The following is a 13882-nucleotide window of genomic DNA, read 5'->3' on the forward strand; positions in this document are numbered from 1 at the left end:
GGGAGAAGAGCCGATGCCGCGTTTTGCCGCCAATCTCACGCTGATGTTCACGGAGCGGCCGTTCCTCGACCGCTTCGCCGCCGCCGCGGAGGCGGGCTTCACCGCCGTGGAGTTCCTCTTCCCCTACGATCATCCGCCCGAGGCCATCGCCGAGCGCCTGGCGCGGTTCGGGCTGACCCAGGCCCTGTTCAACCTGCCGCCGGGCGACTGGGCGGCGGGCGAGCGCGGCCTCGCCGCTCTGCCGGACCGGTTCGCCGAGCTGCAGGCGGGCGTCGAGACCGGCCTGACCTACGCCAAGGCCACGGGCGTCGCCCGGCTCCACCTCATGGCCGGCATGGCGGATGCGCGCGATCCGGCGGCGCAGGACGCCTATCGCCGGGCCGTGGCCTGGACCGCCGAGCGCGTCGGCCGCGAAGGCCTCGACCTCGTGCTGGAGCCGATCAACGCCCGCAACATGCCGGGCTACTTCCTCAACGACTTCGACATAACCGCCGACCTCATCCGCGACCTGGGCCTGCCGAACCTGAAGCTGCAGTTCGACCTCTACCACTGCCAGATCCTGCACGGGGACGTGACCACCCGCCTGCGCGACCTGATGCCGATGGTCGGGCACGTCCAGACCGCCAGCGTCCCCGCCCGGAACGAGCCCGGCACCGGCGAGATGAACGACGCCTTCCTCTTCGCCGAACTGGACTACCTCGGCTACGCGGGCTTCGTCGGCTGCGAGTACAACCCGGCCGGCGGCACCGGGGAGGGCCTGGGCTGGTTCGAGCCCTACCGCGCCTCGCAGGTCCGGGAGGGCACCCGATGAGCCTCGCCCTCGGATCGGTGGCCGACGACTATACCGGCGCCTCGGACCTCGCCAACACGCTCAGCAAGGGGGGCCTGCGCACGGTGCAGACCATCGGCATCCCCGCCGACGACCTCGATCTGTCCGGTGTCGAGGCCGTGGTGGTGGCCCTGAAGAGCCGCTCCATCCCGGCCGCGGAAGCCGTGGCGCGCACCCGCGCGGCCGAGGCCTGGCTGCGCGGACGGGGCGCCGCCCACGTCCTGTTCAAGATCTGCTCGACCTTCGATTCCACCGACGCGGGCAATATCGGACCCGTCCTGGACGCCCTGCGGGGCGAGGCGGGCGAGGCCATCGCCCTCGTCACCCCCGCCTTCCCGGAAACGGGGCGCACCGTCTACCAGGGCAACCTGTTCGTCGGCGCGGTGCCGCTGAACGAGAGCCCGCTCAAGGACCATCCCCTCAACCCGATGCGGGACGCCAACCTCGTGCGGGTGCTGGGCCGCCAGAGCGCGTCGCCCGTGGGTCTGGTGGATTTCGCCACCGTGGCGAAGGGGCCGGACGCCGTCGCCGCGTGCCTCGACGCGCTCGCCGCCGAGGGGATCGGCGCGGCCATCGCGGATGCGGTGGTGGAGGCCGACCTCGAGACCCTGGGCACGGCGGCGCTCGGCCACCGGGTGTCGGTGGGCGCCTCGGGCCTCGGCCTCGGCCTCGCCCGGGCCCTGGTCGCGACCGGGCGTGCCGCCGCGCCGGACAGCGCGGCGGATCTCGGCGCGCCCGTGGGGGGGCTCTCCGCCTGCCTCGCCGGCAGTTGCTCACAGGCGACCCTCGGCCAGATCACGGCGGCCGAGGCCCTGATGCCGGTGCGCCGCCTCGACCCCGAGCGGATGCTCGTCGGCGAGGCCGAGACCGAGATCGCGGCCGTCCTGGCCTGGGCCGGCGAGCACGTCGGCGCCGGCCCCGTCCTCATCGCCAGCAGCGCCGAGCCCGAGACCGTGCGGGCCCTCCAGGCGCGCCACGGCGGCGACCGGGTCGGCCACGCCCTCGAGGACGCGCTGGCCCGCATCGCGGAAGGCCTGGTGGCGCACGGCGTGCGCCGCCTCGTGGTGGCGGGCGGCGAGACGTCGGGGGCGGTCGTGGACCGGCTCGGGCTGAAGGCCTTCCGCCTCGGGCCCGAGATCGCCGCCGGGGTGCCGGTGCTGCGCACGATGGGGCAGGGTGAGCCCATGCTGCTCGCCCTCAAATCCGGCAATTTCGGCGGCCGCGACTTCTTCTCCCGCGCCCTCGACCTGATGCGCTGAGCCTGAAAGGACGACCCATGCACGCACTGATCCTCGGCGCCGCCGGCATGATCGGCCGGCGCCTGACCGACGCCCTCGCCACGCAGGGCGATGCCCGCGCCCTCACCCTGGTCGACGTGGTGGAGCCGACCGCCCCGGCGGGCTTCACCGGCTCCGTCGTCACGGCTGCCGCCGACCTCTCCGTGCCCGGCGCGGCGGAGGCCGCCATCGCGGGCCGACCGGACGTGATCTTCCACCTCGCGGCGATCGTCTCGGGCGAGGCGGAGGCCGATCTGGAGAAGGGCTACCGGGTCAATCTCGACGCCACCCGGCTGCTCCTCGAGGCCATCCGGCAGGCCCATGTCGCCGAGGGCTATCGTCCCCGCGTGGTCTTCACCTCGTCGCTGGCCGTGTTCGGGCCGCCGCTCCCGGGCGTGATCCCGGACGACATGATCCTGACGCCGGCCACCTCCTACGGCACCCAGAAGGCGATGGGCGAACTGCTGCTCGCCGACTACAGCCGGCGCGGCTTCCTCGACGGCATCGGCCTGCGCCTGCCCACCATCTGCGTGCGGCCGGGCAAGCCGAACAAGGCGGCGTCCGGGTTCTTCTCCGGGATCATCCGCGAGCCGCTGGCCGGCAGGCAAGCGATCCTGCCGGTGCCCGATACCGTGCGCCACTGGTTCGCCAGCCCGCTTTCGGCCACGCAATACCTCCTGCATGCCGCCCGCATCGACCTCGCGCCCCTCGGCCTGCGCCGCAGCCTGACCATGCCGGGAATCTCGGCGACGGTGGCCGACGAGATCGAGGCCCTGCGCCGCGTGGGCGGGGACAGAGCGGTGGCGCTGATCCGGCGCGAACCGAATCCGGCCATCCAGGCCATCGTGGAGACCTGGCCGGAGGCCTTCGACACGCGCCGCGCCCTGGACCTGGGCTTCGAGGGCGATGCCAGCTTCGATGCCCTGGTGGCGCTGCATCTGGCCGAGACGCAGGGCTAAGCGAACGACGCCCTTTCGGCGACGACGCGTGTCCCGATCCCTTGCGGGGGAGGGACACGCGAGCGGACTCGGGGGGATCCCTGCGGAACGCCCTCAGCCCCGCACGCGGCCCTCGATCGGGTAGGCCGGGTCGTTGTAGCCCGGCGTCGAGGAGTGGCCGGTGACGACGTGGGCGTCGACGAGGGCCTCGTCCTCGTCCGTGAAGGTGTAGCCCAGCGCGCCCAGATACGCGTCCCACTGCGCCTCCGTGCGCGGCCCGGCGATGACCGAGGTGACGGTGCGGTTGGCCAGCACCCAGTTCACCGCGAACTGCCCCGCCGTCAGGCCCCGCGCGGCCGCATGGTCCTGAAAAATCCGGGCGATCACCAGGGATTCCGGGCGCCACTCCGTCTGCATCATGCGGGTGTCCTGGCGCCCCGCGCGGGTGCCCTCGGGGGGCGGGGCATCGGGATCGTATTTGGCGGTGAGCACGCCGCGGGCCAGCGGCGAGTACGGCACCACGCCGAGGCCGTAATGGGCGCAGGCCGGCAGGTGCTCGGTCTCGGGCATCCGGTTCAGGGCGTTGTAGTAAGGCTGGCTGACCACGGGCCGGTCGATACCGAGGTCGTCGCACAGGCGGCAGATCTCGGCGACCCGCCAGGCCCGGTAGTTGGAGACGCCGAAGTAACGGATCTTGCCCTGGCGCACGAGGAGCGCGATGGCGCCGATGGTCTCGGAGAGCGGCGTCGTGTGGTCCTCCTTGTGGAGGTAGTAGATGTCGATCACGTCGGTGCCGAGCCGCTTCAGGCTGGCCTCGGCGGCGCGCAGCACGTGGGCGCGCGACAAGCCCCGGTCGTTGGGGCCCGGTCCCATCGGGTTGGCGACCTTGGTGGCGAGCACCCAGGCCTCGCGGTCCCGGCGAAGCGCCCGGCCCACCACCTCCTCGGAGCGGCCCTCGTTGTAGACGTCGGCGGTGTCGAGGAAGTTGATGCCGGCGCCCCGGGCGCTGTCGATGATGCGGCCGGCGGTGGCCTCGTCGGTGGGGCCGCCGAACATCATGGTGCCGAGGCAGAGCGGCGAGACCTTGAGGCCCGAGCGGCCGAGATTGCGGTACTGCATCGTGGCATTCCACTCCATCAGGGGCGCTCAGGCCCCGTCGCGTATCCATTGCACCACGCCGGCGGGCTGGCGAAAGTCCTCCAGCGCATGAACCCGCGCCTCGGGCAGGGCCGCGCGGGCCATGGTGGCGAGGGCGTGGCCGGGGCCGAGTTCGAGCACCCGGGTCGCGCCGAACTCACCGACGCCCTCCAGGCAGGCGGCCCAGTCCAGGGTCTGCGCCACCTGCGCGGCAAGCTTGGGCAGGCCCGCCTCCGGCCGGAACACCGCCGCTCCGTCGAGGCCGCTGAGGAGGCGCGGGGCCGGACGCGGCGGGGTCGCCAGGGGAGCCTGCGCCAGCCGCTCGGCGAAGCGCGCCGAGGCCTCGGCCAGGAGCGGCGTGTGCGAGGGAATGTGGACGGGCAGGCGAACGGCCCGGGCCGCGCCCGCCGCAAGGGCCTGGGCGCAGAGGGCGTCCAGCGCCGCGACGGGGCCGCCCACCACCACGCTGTCGGCGGCGTTGCGGATCGCCGGATGGCACCCCTGCGCCTCGGCCAGGGCGAAGGCCCGCGCGGCAGGCAGGCCGCGCAGGCCGGCGAGGCCGTAGCCGGGACCGGCCGCCGCATCCATCGCCTCGGCGCGGGCGGCGGCGAGGTGCAGCACCGTCTCGGGCGCGAACAGGCCGGCGCAGCCGAAGGCCGCGAGATCGCCGATGCTGTAGCCCACCACCACGACGCGGGCGGCCTGAGCCCTCCGCACCAGGGTCCAGGCGGCGAGGCCAGCCACGCAGCACAGGATCTGCCCGATCCGGTTGGCGTGCAGGTTCTTCCCTGAGCGCACGAAGTCGCGCGGATCCTGACCGAGCAGGGGGGCCGCGGCCGCGAAGACGCCCTGCGCCTCGGGCAGGGCGGCCGTGAGGTCGAACATCCCGGGATGCTGGCCGCCCTGGCCGGAGAGGAGGACCGCGAGGGTCATGGGCGATCGACGCTCATGGTCGCTCCCAGGCGTCGACGAACAGCGTCATGGCCAGCAGGTCGGCCGCTCCGCCGGGGCTGAGGCGGCGGGCGACGAAGGCGCGGTGCAGGTTTTCCGCGTGTGAGACCCAGTCGTCCCGGGCAATGCCGCCCTCGGCGAGGAAGCGGGCGGCTTCCGCCCGGGCGAAACCGAACCCCTCCGGGCCGCCACGATGCAGGAGGTTGGTGTCCTCGAGGGCCGCGACCAGGGCGAGGCAGGCCTCCACCCGCGCCGCCTCGGGCGACTCGGGACGTCGGGCACGGGCCCGGCGCAGGGCCGGCAAGCCGGTGCCGTAGAGGGTCGGGAAGCCGGCCGCGGCCTCGGCCGGCGCGCCCCCGACCCCGTGCCGCCGCCGCGCCCGCGCACCCGGCGCGTGCAGCAGTTCGGGGCCGTCCAGAATGGCACCGGCGTAGCGTGCGCGGACATGGGCGCCGAGGCTCCCGGCCGCCGGACGCCGCCCCAGGGCGCCGGCCGCCGCGCCGAGGAGGCCCAGGCCGAAGATGGCGCCCCGGTGGGTGTTCACGCCCCCCGTGGCCGCCCGCATCGCCGCCTCCGCCGCGAGGCCGATCCGGCGCAGATGCGCCATCCCGGCCCCGGCCGCGCCGGCCTCGGCCAGATCCGCGAAATAGGGCTCCAGGGCGGAGGCACTCGCCCGGAAGGTGCCCGCATCCATGTCCGAATGGCTGCCGCTGTCCACGTGGCTGACGAGGCCGGGCTTGGGATAGGTGGCGAGCTCCAGGCGCAGGCAGTGCGTGGCGAGGCGGGCGATTGCGTCCGGGCCGCCGACAGTCGCAGCGGGGACCCGGGTCTCCGACGGAGCCGCGGGCATCGGCGAGAGGGCACGCATCGGCATGGCTCAGGCCGCCGGCGTCAGGGCGGCGCGAAGGGCCGAAACGGGGCGGAGCTCCAGCCGCTCCAGGCCCTTGGCCAGGACGGTGTCGCCGGGGCCGGCCGCCTGCAGCTCGCGCCAGTTCACGGCGAAGCCGTCGGCGAGGCCGATCTCGCCGTCGAGGCGCATCGGCGCCTGTGCCGCGAGATCGGCGAGGCCGTCGAGGAAGGCCGGGCCGACGGGACCGGGCCAGAGCAGGTCGAGGTCGGAGGTGGCGGAAAGGTAGGGCAGACCCGTCAGGGCCTGCCAGAGCAGACCACCGAACACCCGTGGCACGCGACCATGGGCGGCCCCGTGCGCCAGGAGTGCGTCGAGGGCGGGCTGCCAGGCGGCGGGCGCGGCCGCCCGCGCCTCGGCCAGGGTCAGGCCGGGGCGCGGGCGCAAAGCCGCGGGCGGAAGCGTGAGGCCGATGCGGCGCTTGCCGAGGGAAGGCGGCAGCGGCAGCCCGGCCGGAACCAGGGTGCCATCCTCGCCGGGCCCGCGGCGGCGCACGATCACGGGCCAGCCGCGCGCGGCCCAATCGGCGAGATGGGGAATCCCGTCGAGGTCCGGCCGCTGCGCCAGCAGCGGGCCCCAGGCGGCGGGCGCCACCGTGAGCAGGTCGTGGCGCGCGGCATCACGCACCCGGCGCCTCGCGCAGCACCCGGCCCTGCGCCTCGCGCACCACCTGAGCGGCGATGTCGTGGGCGAGGGGGCGCCCGCCCCGTTCACGGCCCAGCGCGTCGCGGGTATCGGCCGCCGGGCTGTCCGCGATCAGCGCGGCGACCTGGAGGCCGAGGGGCTTGTCGGGGTCGAGGACCGCCTGCACGGCGCCGGTCTGGACCATGTTGTCGAGCCCCGGCGCGAAGACCGAGGTCGAGCGGGCCATGTCCTGCAGCGTCTCCAGGGGCAGCTTGGTGACGCGGGCCACGGAGGGGAGGTCCATCACGCTCGGATGGGCGCCGGGCAGGGCCGCGAGCACGCGGGTGGCGAGCGCCGTGGCGATGAAGGCCCCGGCCGCGCTGTGGCCGTAGAGCAGGCCGAGGGTCGGGTGCCCCTGCGCGTCGGCCAGCAGCAGCGCCTTGGCCAGATGGGCGAGGTACTCGTTGAGGCCGAGAAGCTCGTCGCGCCGGCTCATGCGCTGGCTGTCGGAATCGATCAGGACGAGGATGGGCGTGCCGCCGCCCGCCCGCACCACGTCGAGGACGCGCCCCGCCAGGAAGCAGGCGCCCTCGATGCCCAGCGCCGCCTCGCCGTCGATGCCGATCACGGCGAGGCGGCCACCACCGAGGGGGCCATCGCCGGATATCAGGCCGTCCGCCACCGTGACGGCGTGGCCCGCCGGAAAGAGCGAGGCGAGCAGGGCGTCGAGGGGCATCTTATCGGGCATGGTGCGGCCCCTCCGGGAGGCGGGCGAGCAGGGCGTCGAAGCCCTCGGTGGTCAGGCCCGGCACGGCGGCGGGGTCGTTGACGCCGAGGCGCCCCCAGATCTCGGTGGCGTCCCGGGCGTCGCCGAAGCGGTCGAGGCGGGCCTCCAGCCGGGCCTGCTCGGCCTCGAGCGTGGCGAGATCAAAGGCCGGGGCCGCCGGGATCGCCGCCAGGGCGGCCCGCCGAAACGCCCCGATCGTGTCGTCCACGAAGGCGTCGGCGGCGCCGATGAGACGCCGGTGCTTTCCGCCCATGGTGCGCCACACCAACGCCCTGTCGCGGGAATCGAACTCCTCCGCGCCCTTGTTGGTCTCGATCACCTCGGGGCCGGAGACGCTGAGGCGTCCCCCTTCGGAAATGATCAGGCGCGCGCAGGTGCCGGCGACGAGGCCGCCGCCGCCGTAGCAGCCGGCCCGCCCCCCGATCAGCCCGATGACCGGGATGCCGGCGGCCCGCGCGACCGTGATCGCCCGCATGATCTCCGCGATGGCGGTCTCGCCCGCATTGGCCTCCTGCAGGCGCACGCCCCCGGTGTCGAACAGGATCAGCAGAGCGGCAGGCTTCACGGCCAGCGCCGCCCGCAGCAGACCGACGAGCTTGGCGCCGTGGATCTCACCGAAGGCGCCGCCCATGAAGCGGCCCTCCTGGGCGGCGACCAGCACGTCCTGTCCGTCGAGGCGGCCGCGCCCGACGATCATGCCGTCGTCGAAGGCGCGCGGCAGGTCGAACAGCGGCAGGTGCGGGCTCATCCTCCGCTGCTCGGGGCCGACGAACTCCTGGAACGTGTCCGTGTCGAGGAGGCCGGCGAGGCGGGCGCGGGCGCTGGCCTCGTACCAGCTCTGGTCGAGGGGCGAGGAAGAGAGGGAGACGGGCTTCCAGTCCATCACGGCATCTCCATCAGGCGGGCGCCCTGGGCGAGGCGCAGGGACACGGTGTCGGGGCGGGCGCCCCCGTCGTTGATGGTGATGGTGAGCCCGCCGGGCTGCCGGCGGGCCACGAAATCCGCGACCACGGCGGCCCAGACCTCCCCGTACCCGGCGATGGCGGTATCGATCTCGACGTGGCACGCGTCGGGGGCGAGGTTGCGCTCCAGCAGCACCTCGAGGTTGCCGGAGGCGACGACCCCGGTGATCGCGCTGGCCCGCGTGCCGGGGAGCGCCGTCCGGGTGGCGTGGCGGAAGCTCAGCTTCTCCATGACGCGAAAATCCTCACCAGTTCCGGAACTTGGCCGGCGGCTCGTAGAGGCCGCCCGACCAGTGCACGAGGTCCTTGATCGAGCGCGCGGCGAGCAGCGAGCGGTCGGCGTCCAGGGGCTCGATGCCGAGATCCTCGGGGCGCCGGATGATCCCCCTGGCGCGCAGGCGCTCCACCTCCGCGTGGTCGCGGCCCCGGCCCACCTCGGTGTAGCCGGCCACCCCGCGGATCGCCTGCTCCCGCTCGTCCGGGGTCCGGCACAGCAGCAGGTTGGCAATGCCCTCCTCGGTGACGATGTGGGTGACGTCGTCGGCGTAGACCATCACGGGGGCGAGCTCGAGCTTGAGCTTGCGCGCGAGTTCCAGGGCGTCGAGCCGCTCCACGAAGGCCGGGACCAGCTTGTCGCCGAAGGTCTCGACGAGCTGCACCACGAGCTTGCGCCCGCGCCGGAGCGCCGGGTCGCCCGTGCCGCCGGCCTCGCGGCCCGCCTTCATCCAGGTGTCGGAGGGGTGGCGCCGGCCGTGCGGATCCGAGCCCATGTTCGGGGCGCCGCCGAAGCCCGCCACCCGGTTGGTGGTCACGGTGGAGGAATGGCCGGCCAAGTCGATCTGCAGGGTCGAGCCGATGAAGAGGTCGCAGGCATAGAGGCCGGCCGTCTGGCAGAAGGCGCGATTGGACCGGAGTGAGCCGTCGGAGCCGGTGAAGAACACGTCCGGCCGGGCGCGGATGTACTTGTCCATGCCCACTTCGGAGCCGAAGCAGTGGATTTGGCTGACCCAGCCGGATTCAATGGCCGGGATCAGGCTCGGATGCGGGTTGAGCGCCCAGTGGGTGGCGATCCGGCCCTTCAGGCCGAGGCGCTCGGCATAGGTGGGCAGCAGCAGCTCGATCGCCGCGGTGCCGAAGCCGATGCCGTGGTTGAGGCGGCGGATGCCGTATTCGGCGTAGATCCCCTTGATCGCCATCATGGCCATCAGGATCTGCGTCTCGGTCACGGCGCCGGGGTCGCGGGTGAAGAGCGGCTCGACGTAGAACGGCCTGTCGGCCTCCACCACGAAGTCCACCCGGTCGCCGGGGATGTCGACGCGGGGCACCCGGTCGACGATCGCGTTCACCTGGGCCACCACCACGCCGTTCTTGAAGGCGGTCGCCTCCACCACGGTGGGCGTGTCCTCGGTGTTGGGGCCCGTATAGAGGTTGCCGTCCCGGTCGGCCGAGACGCCCGCGATCAGGGCCACGTTCGGTGTCAGGTCGATGAAGTAGCGCGCGAAGAGTTCGAGGTAGGTGTGCACCGCCCCGAGCTCGATCTGGCCGCCATACAGCATCTTGGCGATGCGGGCGCCCTGGGGACCGGAATAGGAATAATCGAGCCGCTTGGCGATGCCCTGCTCGAAGATGTCGAGATGCTCGGGCAGGACGATGCCCGACTGCACCATGTGCAGGTCGTGGACCCGGGCCGGATCGCAGGCGGACAGGCCGCGGGCGAGGCAATCGGCCTGCTTCTGGTTGTCGCCCTCCAGGCAGACCCGGTCGCCCGGCCGGAGGATCGCCTCGAGGAGGTCGACGACCCGGGCCGCCGGCACGACCTTGCCGTCCGCATGCGGCCGCGCCCTTTCGAGACGCGCCTCGCGGGCGGTGCGTTCCTGACGCCAATCCGTCATCCTGTCCGCCCCCTCGTCCCAGCCTGCGTATACGGCATTCCGCGATCGACACCCTACGACATGCCGAACCCGATTCATTCCCTCGATCAGTATTCCAAATTGCGAAACTGTCAATCAACGGTATACTGAGAGCAATTAAAAACGAATCGCCGAATACGCAGGAGGAACGCTCCATGCCCCGTGCATTCCGATCGCCGTCCCCCGTCACGACGACGCGGAGCCACGCCCGATGACCATCCTCGGCGTCGCGCTCCTGGCGCTCTGCACCCCGATCGGCGTGTTCCTCGGCGACCGGCTGGGCATCGCCCTTGGGGTCAAGGCCAATGTCGGCGGGGTCGGCCTCGCCATGATTCTGCTCATCGCCGCCCGGTCCTGGCTCCTCGCCCGGGGCAAGCTCGGCGGCGGCATCACGCTTGGGGGTCGAGTTCTGGTCGACCCTGTACATCCCGATCGTGGTGGCGATGGCCGCGCAGCAGAACGCGATGGCGGCCGTGCGCGGCGGGGCCCATCGTGCTCATCGCCGCCACGGTCCCATGACCCCATGCTGGCCATGATCGAGCACGTCTTCGTCGAGCAGGGCCTGGTGGCCGCCTTCGCGACGGTCGGCGCCCTGATGCCGGCCTCGAACCTCGCCAGCCGTTGGCTCACCGCCGGCCGGGTCCACGGCTCGGCCATCGCCATCGTCCTCGGGCTGGTGCTCGCCTATGTGCGGGCCTCTATACCGGTGGCAGGAAGGGCGTCGCCGACCGGCCGGCCTTCGACGGCATCGGCCTGATAGGCGGGGCGATGCTGCGCGACTTCGCCATCGTGGCCACCGCCTTCGAGGTCGACGTGCCGGAGGCCCGCCGCGCCGGGCTCCTCGGCGTCCTGGCCTTAGGCCTCGGCCCCGTGATCCCCTTCATCCTCGGCGCCCTGACGGCGGTGGCCTTCGGCTACACCGACGCCGTCGGCATCACGACGATCGGCGCGGGGGCCGTGCCCCACATCGTCGGGCCGGTGACGGGGGCGGCGCTCGGCGCGGACTCGGCCGTGATGGCGCTCTCCATCGCCACCGGCGTCACCAAGGCCGTGATGGTCATGGTCGCCCCCCCGTCGCCCAGCTCATCGGTCTCGACAATCCGCGCTCGGCCATGGCCTTCGGCGGCCTGATGGGCACGGTGAGCGGCGTCGCCGGGGGCTTGGCCGCCACCGACCCGAAGCGCGTGCCCTACGGCGCGCTGACGGCGACCTTCCACACCGGAATCGGCTGCCTCGTCGGTCCGTTGCTGTTCTACCTCACGGTTCGGGCCATCGTGGGATGACGGATGGGGTCTCGCGCGTCCCGGGCAGGGAGCGAACCGGGGGAGAGCGGATGATGGACGCGGGCACGATGGACGAGCCGGTAGCGGAGCGCGGACTCCTGTCGGACCAGATCCGCAACGCGCTCACCGACGAGATCGCGGCCGGGCACCTCGCCGCCGGCACCGCCCTCGACGAGCAGGATCTCGCCGACCGCTTCGGCGCCTCGCGTACGCCCGTCCGCGAGGCGCTCCGCCAACTCGCCTTCAACGGGCTGGTGGAGCTGCGCCCGCGCCGGGGGGTCGTGGTCACGCGCATGACGCCCGAGCGGATCATGGACATGTTCGAGACCACCGCCGAGTTCGAGGCGATGTGCGTGCGGCTCGCCACCTACCGGATGACGCCCCTAGAGCGGTCCCACCTGATGGACCTGCATGCGCGCTCCGGCGACATGGTCGCGGCCGGCGACGTCGACGCCTACGATGGCTTGAACCGCAGCTTCCACGAGGCCCTCTACGGCGCCACGCATAACGGCTTCCTCAAGGAGCAGGCGCTGGCCCTGCGCACCCGCCTCTCGGGCTTCCGCCGGACGCAGCTGCGCTACGGGGACCGCATCCAGGGCTCCCGCGCGGAGCACGGGGCCATCCTGGCGGCGATCGCCGAGGGCGACGGCGAGGCGGCCGCCCGGCGGATGCGCGCCCACATGCTCAATGCGGCCAGCGCCTTACGTCATTACATCGACGCCCACTCCGACGTGTGATGCAACACACACATAGGCGAGACCATATTATTCAAGAGAAATGCGCCAAACGCATGCACTGGGTGTTGCAGCGCACGCCGTTCCAGAGGGGCGGGTCCTATATCACGCTCATACCAACAAGAACGGCCCCCGGACATCTTGGACATGATCCTCGCATGTTTGACGGAGACCGGACCTGTACTGCTGGATACGACGACTATGAACACCCGTCTTGCTTCCGCCGCCGTCGCCCTGGTCCTGACCCTCGGCGCCCCCGTCACCTCCGCCCTCGCGCAGAGCTACAACGCCCCGGCCGGTATCCCCGCCGCCGCCGCGCCCGGCAGCCGCGTCGTCGGCGCCTTCGATGACGTGACCACCGGCTCGCTCCGCCGCCGCGCCGACGACTCGGCCAAGGCCGGCAATGCCGAGCAGAACAACAAGCCGACGGCCAATTACGGCACCACCTCGGGCGGCCCGGCCTACTGAGGCCACGCCCGAGGGACGGCGCGCCGGTCCGAGGCCGAGAACCACCCGAGCCGATGACGGCGGGGCGCGAGCCCCGCCGTTTTCGTGCGTCGGGGGGGTCAGCGCCCGAGGGAATCGGTCAGTGTCATCCCGAACAGGATCGCGACCCAGAAGAACCCGACCCCGGCGAACAGGCGCACCAGGGGCGGCTCGTGGCGGACCGCCATCGACACCCGGATGATGATCGCCGCCATGCGCCGACCACCCCGAGCTCGACGAGCCAGACCTGTTCGAAGGGGCGCGTCGCCCCGAGCGCAACGTTCACGGCAAGCAGCGCCAGGAAGGTGCGCACCGACGTGAGCAGGCTGTGCCGGAGGAGGACGGGCCGAGGGTCCGGAAGGGCTTGCGCAGCGCCGCCTCCTACCGGTTGACCCGGTGGAGGGCCGCGAAGGCGACGATCCAGAACCTGAGATGCCCGGCCGCCGCCTGCACCGCCTCCGGATGGAGCAGGCGCAGGATCAGCGCCGTGCGGAACAGCCCGGCGAAGAGCAGCCGTTCCGTGAGCAGCCAGGCCCCCATGCCCAGCGTCGCGGCGCAGCGCTGCTGACCAAAGGTGGCGAAGGGCTCGGCGCGCGTCACGCCGACGGGTTCGGCGGCGGGGTTCGCGCTCACGTGTGGTGGCTCCCGGTCTCGGGGGCCTGGATCGGGCAGTCCTACGGGACCTTCGGCACCGGCGGAACCCCGGCGAAATTGTGCGGCGGAGGCGGGGAGGCGGCCTCCCATTCCAGCCCCTTGGCGTCCCAGGGTCTGAACGGCCGCGACCTGCGCCTGGCCTGATCGAGGCGGGAGAGGGGCGAGGCAGCACGCTGGCCGATCGGCCCACCCCGCTCTGTGACGGCTACGACGCCGTACGGGGCGTCTCCGCGCCCTTGATCGGGCGGATCCTGAGCCTCGCCGCCGCCGCAACGGTTCGGGAGATCAGTCTTGGGCGTCGTCCTGCCGCACCGATGCGGAAAGGGCGCGGCCGGCTTCGGAACGTCGAAAGCCCGCCCTGGATTTCACCGGGGCGGGCTTTTTGTTGAGTTTGGTTGCGGGG

The 13882-nt window shown here is 72.8% G+C and carries 16 protein-coding genes and 2 pseudogenes; 8 read left to right on the plus strand and 10 right to left on the minus strand.

Annotated elements, in window-relative coordinates; all coding sequences use genetic code 11:
* The first annotated feature begins 13 nt into the window (after nucleotides 1–13).
* From otnI to denD, 3 genes are read left to right on the plus strand one after another with little or no spacing between them, the layout of a single operon-like run.
* Nucleotides 14–811: a 2-oxo-tetronate isomerase gene (gene otnI, locus ASF18_RS03320; RefSeq protein ID WP_056349494.1), complete on the plus strand. Its 798-nt coding sequence runs from the start codon at nucleotides 14–16 to the stop codon at nucleotides 809–811.
* Nucleotides 808–2088: a 3-oxo-tetronate kinase gene (otnK, locus tag ASF18_RS03325; RefSeq protein ID WP_056349497.1), complete on the plus strand. Its 1281-nt coding sequence runs from the start codon at nucleotides 808–810 to the stop codon at nucleotides 2086–2088. The genes otnI and otnK overlap by 4 nt, the downstream gene beginning before the upstream one ends.
* A 17-nt stretch (nucleotides 2089–2105) precedes the next feature.
* Nucleotides 2106–3065, plus strand: a complete 960-nt coding sequence (denD, locus tag ASF18_RS03330; RefSeq protein WP_056349499.1) for a D-erythronate dehydrogenase — start codon at nucleotides 2106–2108, stop codon at nucleotides 3063–3065.
* Nucleotides 3066–3158: 93 nt separating this feature from the next.
* Here the strand turns inward: denD and ASF18_RS03335 are convergent, their stop codons facing one another.
* The 8 genes from ASF18_RS03335 to mdcA are packed head-to-tail and all read right to left on the minus strand — an operon-like array spanning nucleotide 3159 to nucleotide 10304.
* Nucleotides 3159–4163 (minus strand): aldo/keto reductase, encoded by a 1005-nt coding sequence (locus ASF18_RS03335; protein WP_056271188.1) that lies wholly within the window; start codon nucleotides 4161–4163, stop codon nucleotides 3159–3161.
* Between the two features lie 27 nt (nucleotides 4164–4190).
* Entirely contained in the window at nucleotides 4191–5114 is a 924-nt protein-coding gene (locus tag ASF18_RS03340) for an acyltransferase domain-containing protein (RefSeq protein WP_056349502.1), read from the minus strand.
* A gap of 13 nt (nucleotides 5115–5127) precedes the next feature.
* Nucleotides 5128–5982, minus strand: coding sequence for a triphosphoribosyl-dephospho-CoA synthase MdcB (mdcB, locus tag ASF18_RS03345; RefSeq protein ID WP_244472555.1), 855 nt, complete (start codon nucleotides 5980–5982; stop codon nucleotides 5128–5130).
* A 27-nt stretch (nucleotides 5983–6009) separates the two neighbouring features.
* Nucleotides 6010–6666, minus strand: coding sequence for a malonate decarboxylase holo-[acyl-carrier-protein] synthase (gene mdcG / locus ASF18_RS03350; protein ID WP_056349509.1), 657 nt, complete (start codon nucleotides 6664–6666; stop codon nucleotides 6010–6012).
* Complete coding sequence (gene mdcE, locus ASF18_RS03355; protein ID WP_056349512.1) at nucleotides 6659–7399, minus strand: biotin-independent malonate decarboxylase subunit gamma; 741 nt, start codon at nucleotides 7397–7399, stop codon at nucleotides 6659–6661. The genes mdcG and mdcE overlap by 8 nt, the downstream gene beginning before the upstream one ends.
* A 1-nt stretch (nucleotide 7400) precedes the next feature.
* Nucleotides 7401–8333, minus strand: a complete 933-nt coding sequence (locus ASF18_RS03360) for a biotin-independent malonate decarboxylase subunit beta (RefSeq protein ID WP_056349515.1) — start codon at nucleotides 8331–8333, stop codon at nucleotides 7401–7403.
* Complete coding sequence (mdcC, locus tag ASF18_RS03365; RefSeq protein ID WP_056216648.1) at nucleotides 8333–8644, minus strand: malonate decarboxylase acyl carrier protein; 312 nt, start codon at nucleotides 8642–8644, stop codon at nucleotides 8333–8335. The genes ASF18_RS03360 and mdcC overlap by 1 nt, the downstream gene beginning before the upstream one ends.
* Before the next feature lie 13 nt (nucleotides 8645–8657).
* Entirely contained in the window at nucleotides 8658–10304 is a 1647-nt protein-coding gene (mdcA, locus tag ASF18_RS03370; protein ID WP_056216650.1) for a malonate decarboxylase subunit alpha, read from the minus strand.
* 229 nt (nucleotides 10305–10533) lie between these two features.
* Here mdcA and madL point away from each other — a divergent pair.
* From madL to ASF18_RS03390, 4 genes and pseudogenes are all read left to right on the plus strand, one after another.
* Nucleotides 10534–10807: pseudogene (gene madL / locus ASF18_RS03375) on the plus strand (malonate transporter subunit MadL); the annotation flags it as partial.
* A 38-nt stretch (nucleotides 10808–10845) separates the two neighbouring features.
* Nucleotides 10846–11605 (plus strand): annotated as a pseudogene (gene madM, locus ASF18_RS03380) (malonate transporter subunit MadM).
* A 50-nt stretch (nucleotides 11606–11655) separates the two neighbouring features.
* Nucleotides 11656–12342: a GntR family transcriptional regulator gene (locus ASF18_RS03385; protein ID WP_056216652.1), complete on the plus strand. Its 687-nt coding sequence runs from the start codon at nucleotides 11656–11658 to the stop codon at nucleotides 12340–12342.
* Nucleotides 12343–12540: 198 nt separating this feature from the next.
* Nucleotides 12541–12807 (plus strand): hypothetical protein, encoded by a 267-nt coding sequence (locus ASF18_RS03390; protein WP_056216654.1) that lies wholly within the window; start codon nucleotides 12541–12543, stop codon nucleotides 12805–12807.
* Between the two features lie 98 nt (nucleotides 12808–12905).
* On the opposite strand, the gene ASF18_RS25010 is transcribed toward ASF18_RS03390, so the two are convergent.
* Together ASF18_RS25010 and ASF18_RS24075 are read right to left on the minus strand one after the other, a co-directional pair.
* Nucleotides 12906–13040 (minus strand): hypothetical protein, encoded by a 135-nt coding sequence (locus ASF18_RS25010; RefSeq protein ID WP_280138138.1) that lies wholly within the window; start codon nucleotides 13038–13040, stop codon nucleotides 12906–12908.
* Nucleotides 13041–13206: 166 nt separating this feature from the next.
* Nucleotides 13207–13458, minus strand: coding sequence for a hypothetical protein (locus tag ASF18_RS24075; protein WP_162239154.1), 252 nt, complete (start codon nucleotides 13456–13458; stop codon nucleotides 13207–13209).
* Here ASF18_RS24075 and ASF18_RS24080 point away from each other — a divergent pair, their 5' ends adjacent.
* Nucleotides 13459–13623 carry a hypothetical protein gene (locus ASF18_RS24080; protein ID WP_162239155.1) on the plus strand — a complete coding sequence of 55 codons (165 nt, stop codon included), beginning with the start codon at nucleotides 13459–13461 and terminating at the stop codon, nucleotides 13621–13623.
* Nucleotides 13624–13882 lie beyond the last annotated feature (259 nt).

It is taken from the genome of Methylobacterium sp. Leaf89 (assembly GCF_001422215.1).
Taxonomy (GTDB): domain Bacteria; phylum Pseudomonadota; class Alphaproteobacteria; order Rhizobiales; family Beijerinckiaceae; genus Methylobacterium.

What these genes read in the sequence shown, in the direction of transcription:
- otnI (WP_056349494.1), top strand. Translation starts at nt 14, where the DNA reads ATGCCGCGTTTTGCCGCCAATCTCACGCTGATGTTCACGGAGCGGCCG.
- otnK (WP_056349497.1), top strand. Translation starts at nt 808, where the DNA reads ATGAGCCTCGCCCTCGGATCGGTGGCCGACGACTATACCGGCGCCTCG.
- denD (WP_056349499.1), top strand. Translation starts at nt 2,106, where the DNA reads ATGCACGCACTGATCCTCGGCGCCGCCGGCATGATCGGCCGGCGCCTG.
- ASF18_RS03335 (WP_056271188.1), bottom strand. Translation starts at nt 4,163, where the DNA reads ATGCAGTACCGCAATCTCGGCCGCTCGGGCCTCAAGGTCTCGCCGCTC.
- ASF18_RS03340 (WP_056349502.1), bottom strand. Translation starts at nt 5,114, where the DNA reads ATGACCCTCGCGGTCCTCCTCTCCGGCCAGGGCGGCCAGCATCCCGGG.
- mdcB (WP_244472555.1), bottom strand. Translation starts at nt 5,982, where the DNA reads ATGCCCGCGGCTCCGTCGGAGACCCGGGTCCCCGCTGCGACTGTCGGC.
- mdcE (WP_056349512.1), bottom strand. Translation starts at nt 7,399, where the DNA reads ATGCCCCTCGACGCCCTGCTCGCCTCGCTCTTTCCGGCGGGCCACGCC.
- ASF18_RS03360 (WP_056349515.1), bottom strand. Translation starts at nt 8,333, where the DNA reads ATGGACTGGAAGCCCGTCTCCCTCTCTTCCTCGCCCCTCGACCAGAGC.
- mdcC (WP_056216648.1), bottom strand. Translation starts at nt 8,644, where the DNA reads ATGGAGAAGCTGAGCTTCCGCCACGCCACCCGGACGGCGCTCCCCGGC.
- mdcA (WP_056216650.1), bottom strand. Translation starts at nt 10,304, where the DNA reads ATGACGGATTGGCGTCAGGAACGCACCGCCCGCGAGGCGCGTCTCGAA.
- ASF18_RS03385 (WP_056216652.1), top strand. Translation starts at nt 11,656, where the DNA reads ATGATGGACGCGGGCACGATGGACGAGCCGGTAGCGGAGCGCGGACTC.
- ASF18_RS03390 (WP_056216654.1), top strand. Translation starts at nt 12,541, where the DNA reads ATGAACACCCGTCTTGCTTCCGCCGCCGTCGCCCTGGTCCTGACCCTC.
- ASF18_RS25010 (WP_280138138.1), bottom strand. Translation starts at nt 13,040, where the DNA reads ATGGCGGCGATCATCATCCGGGTGTCGATGGCGGTCCGCCACGAGCCG.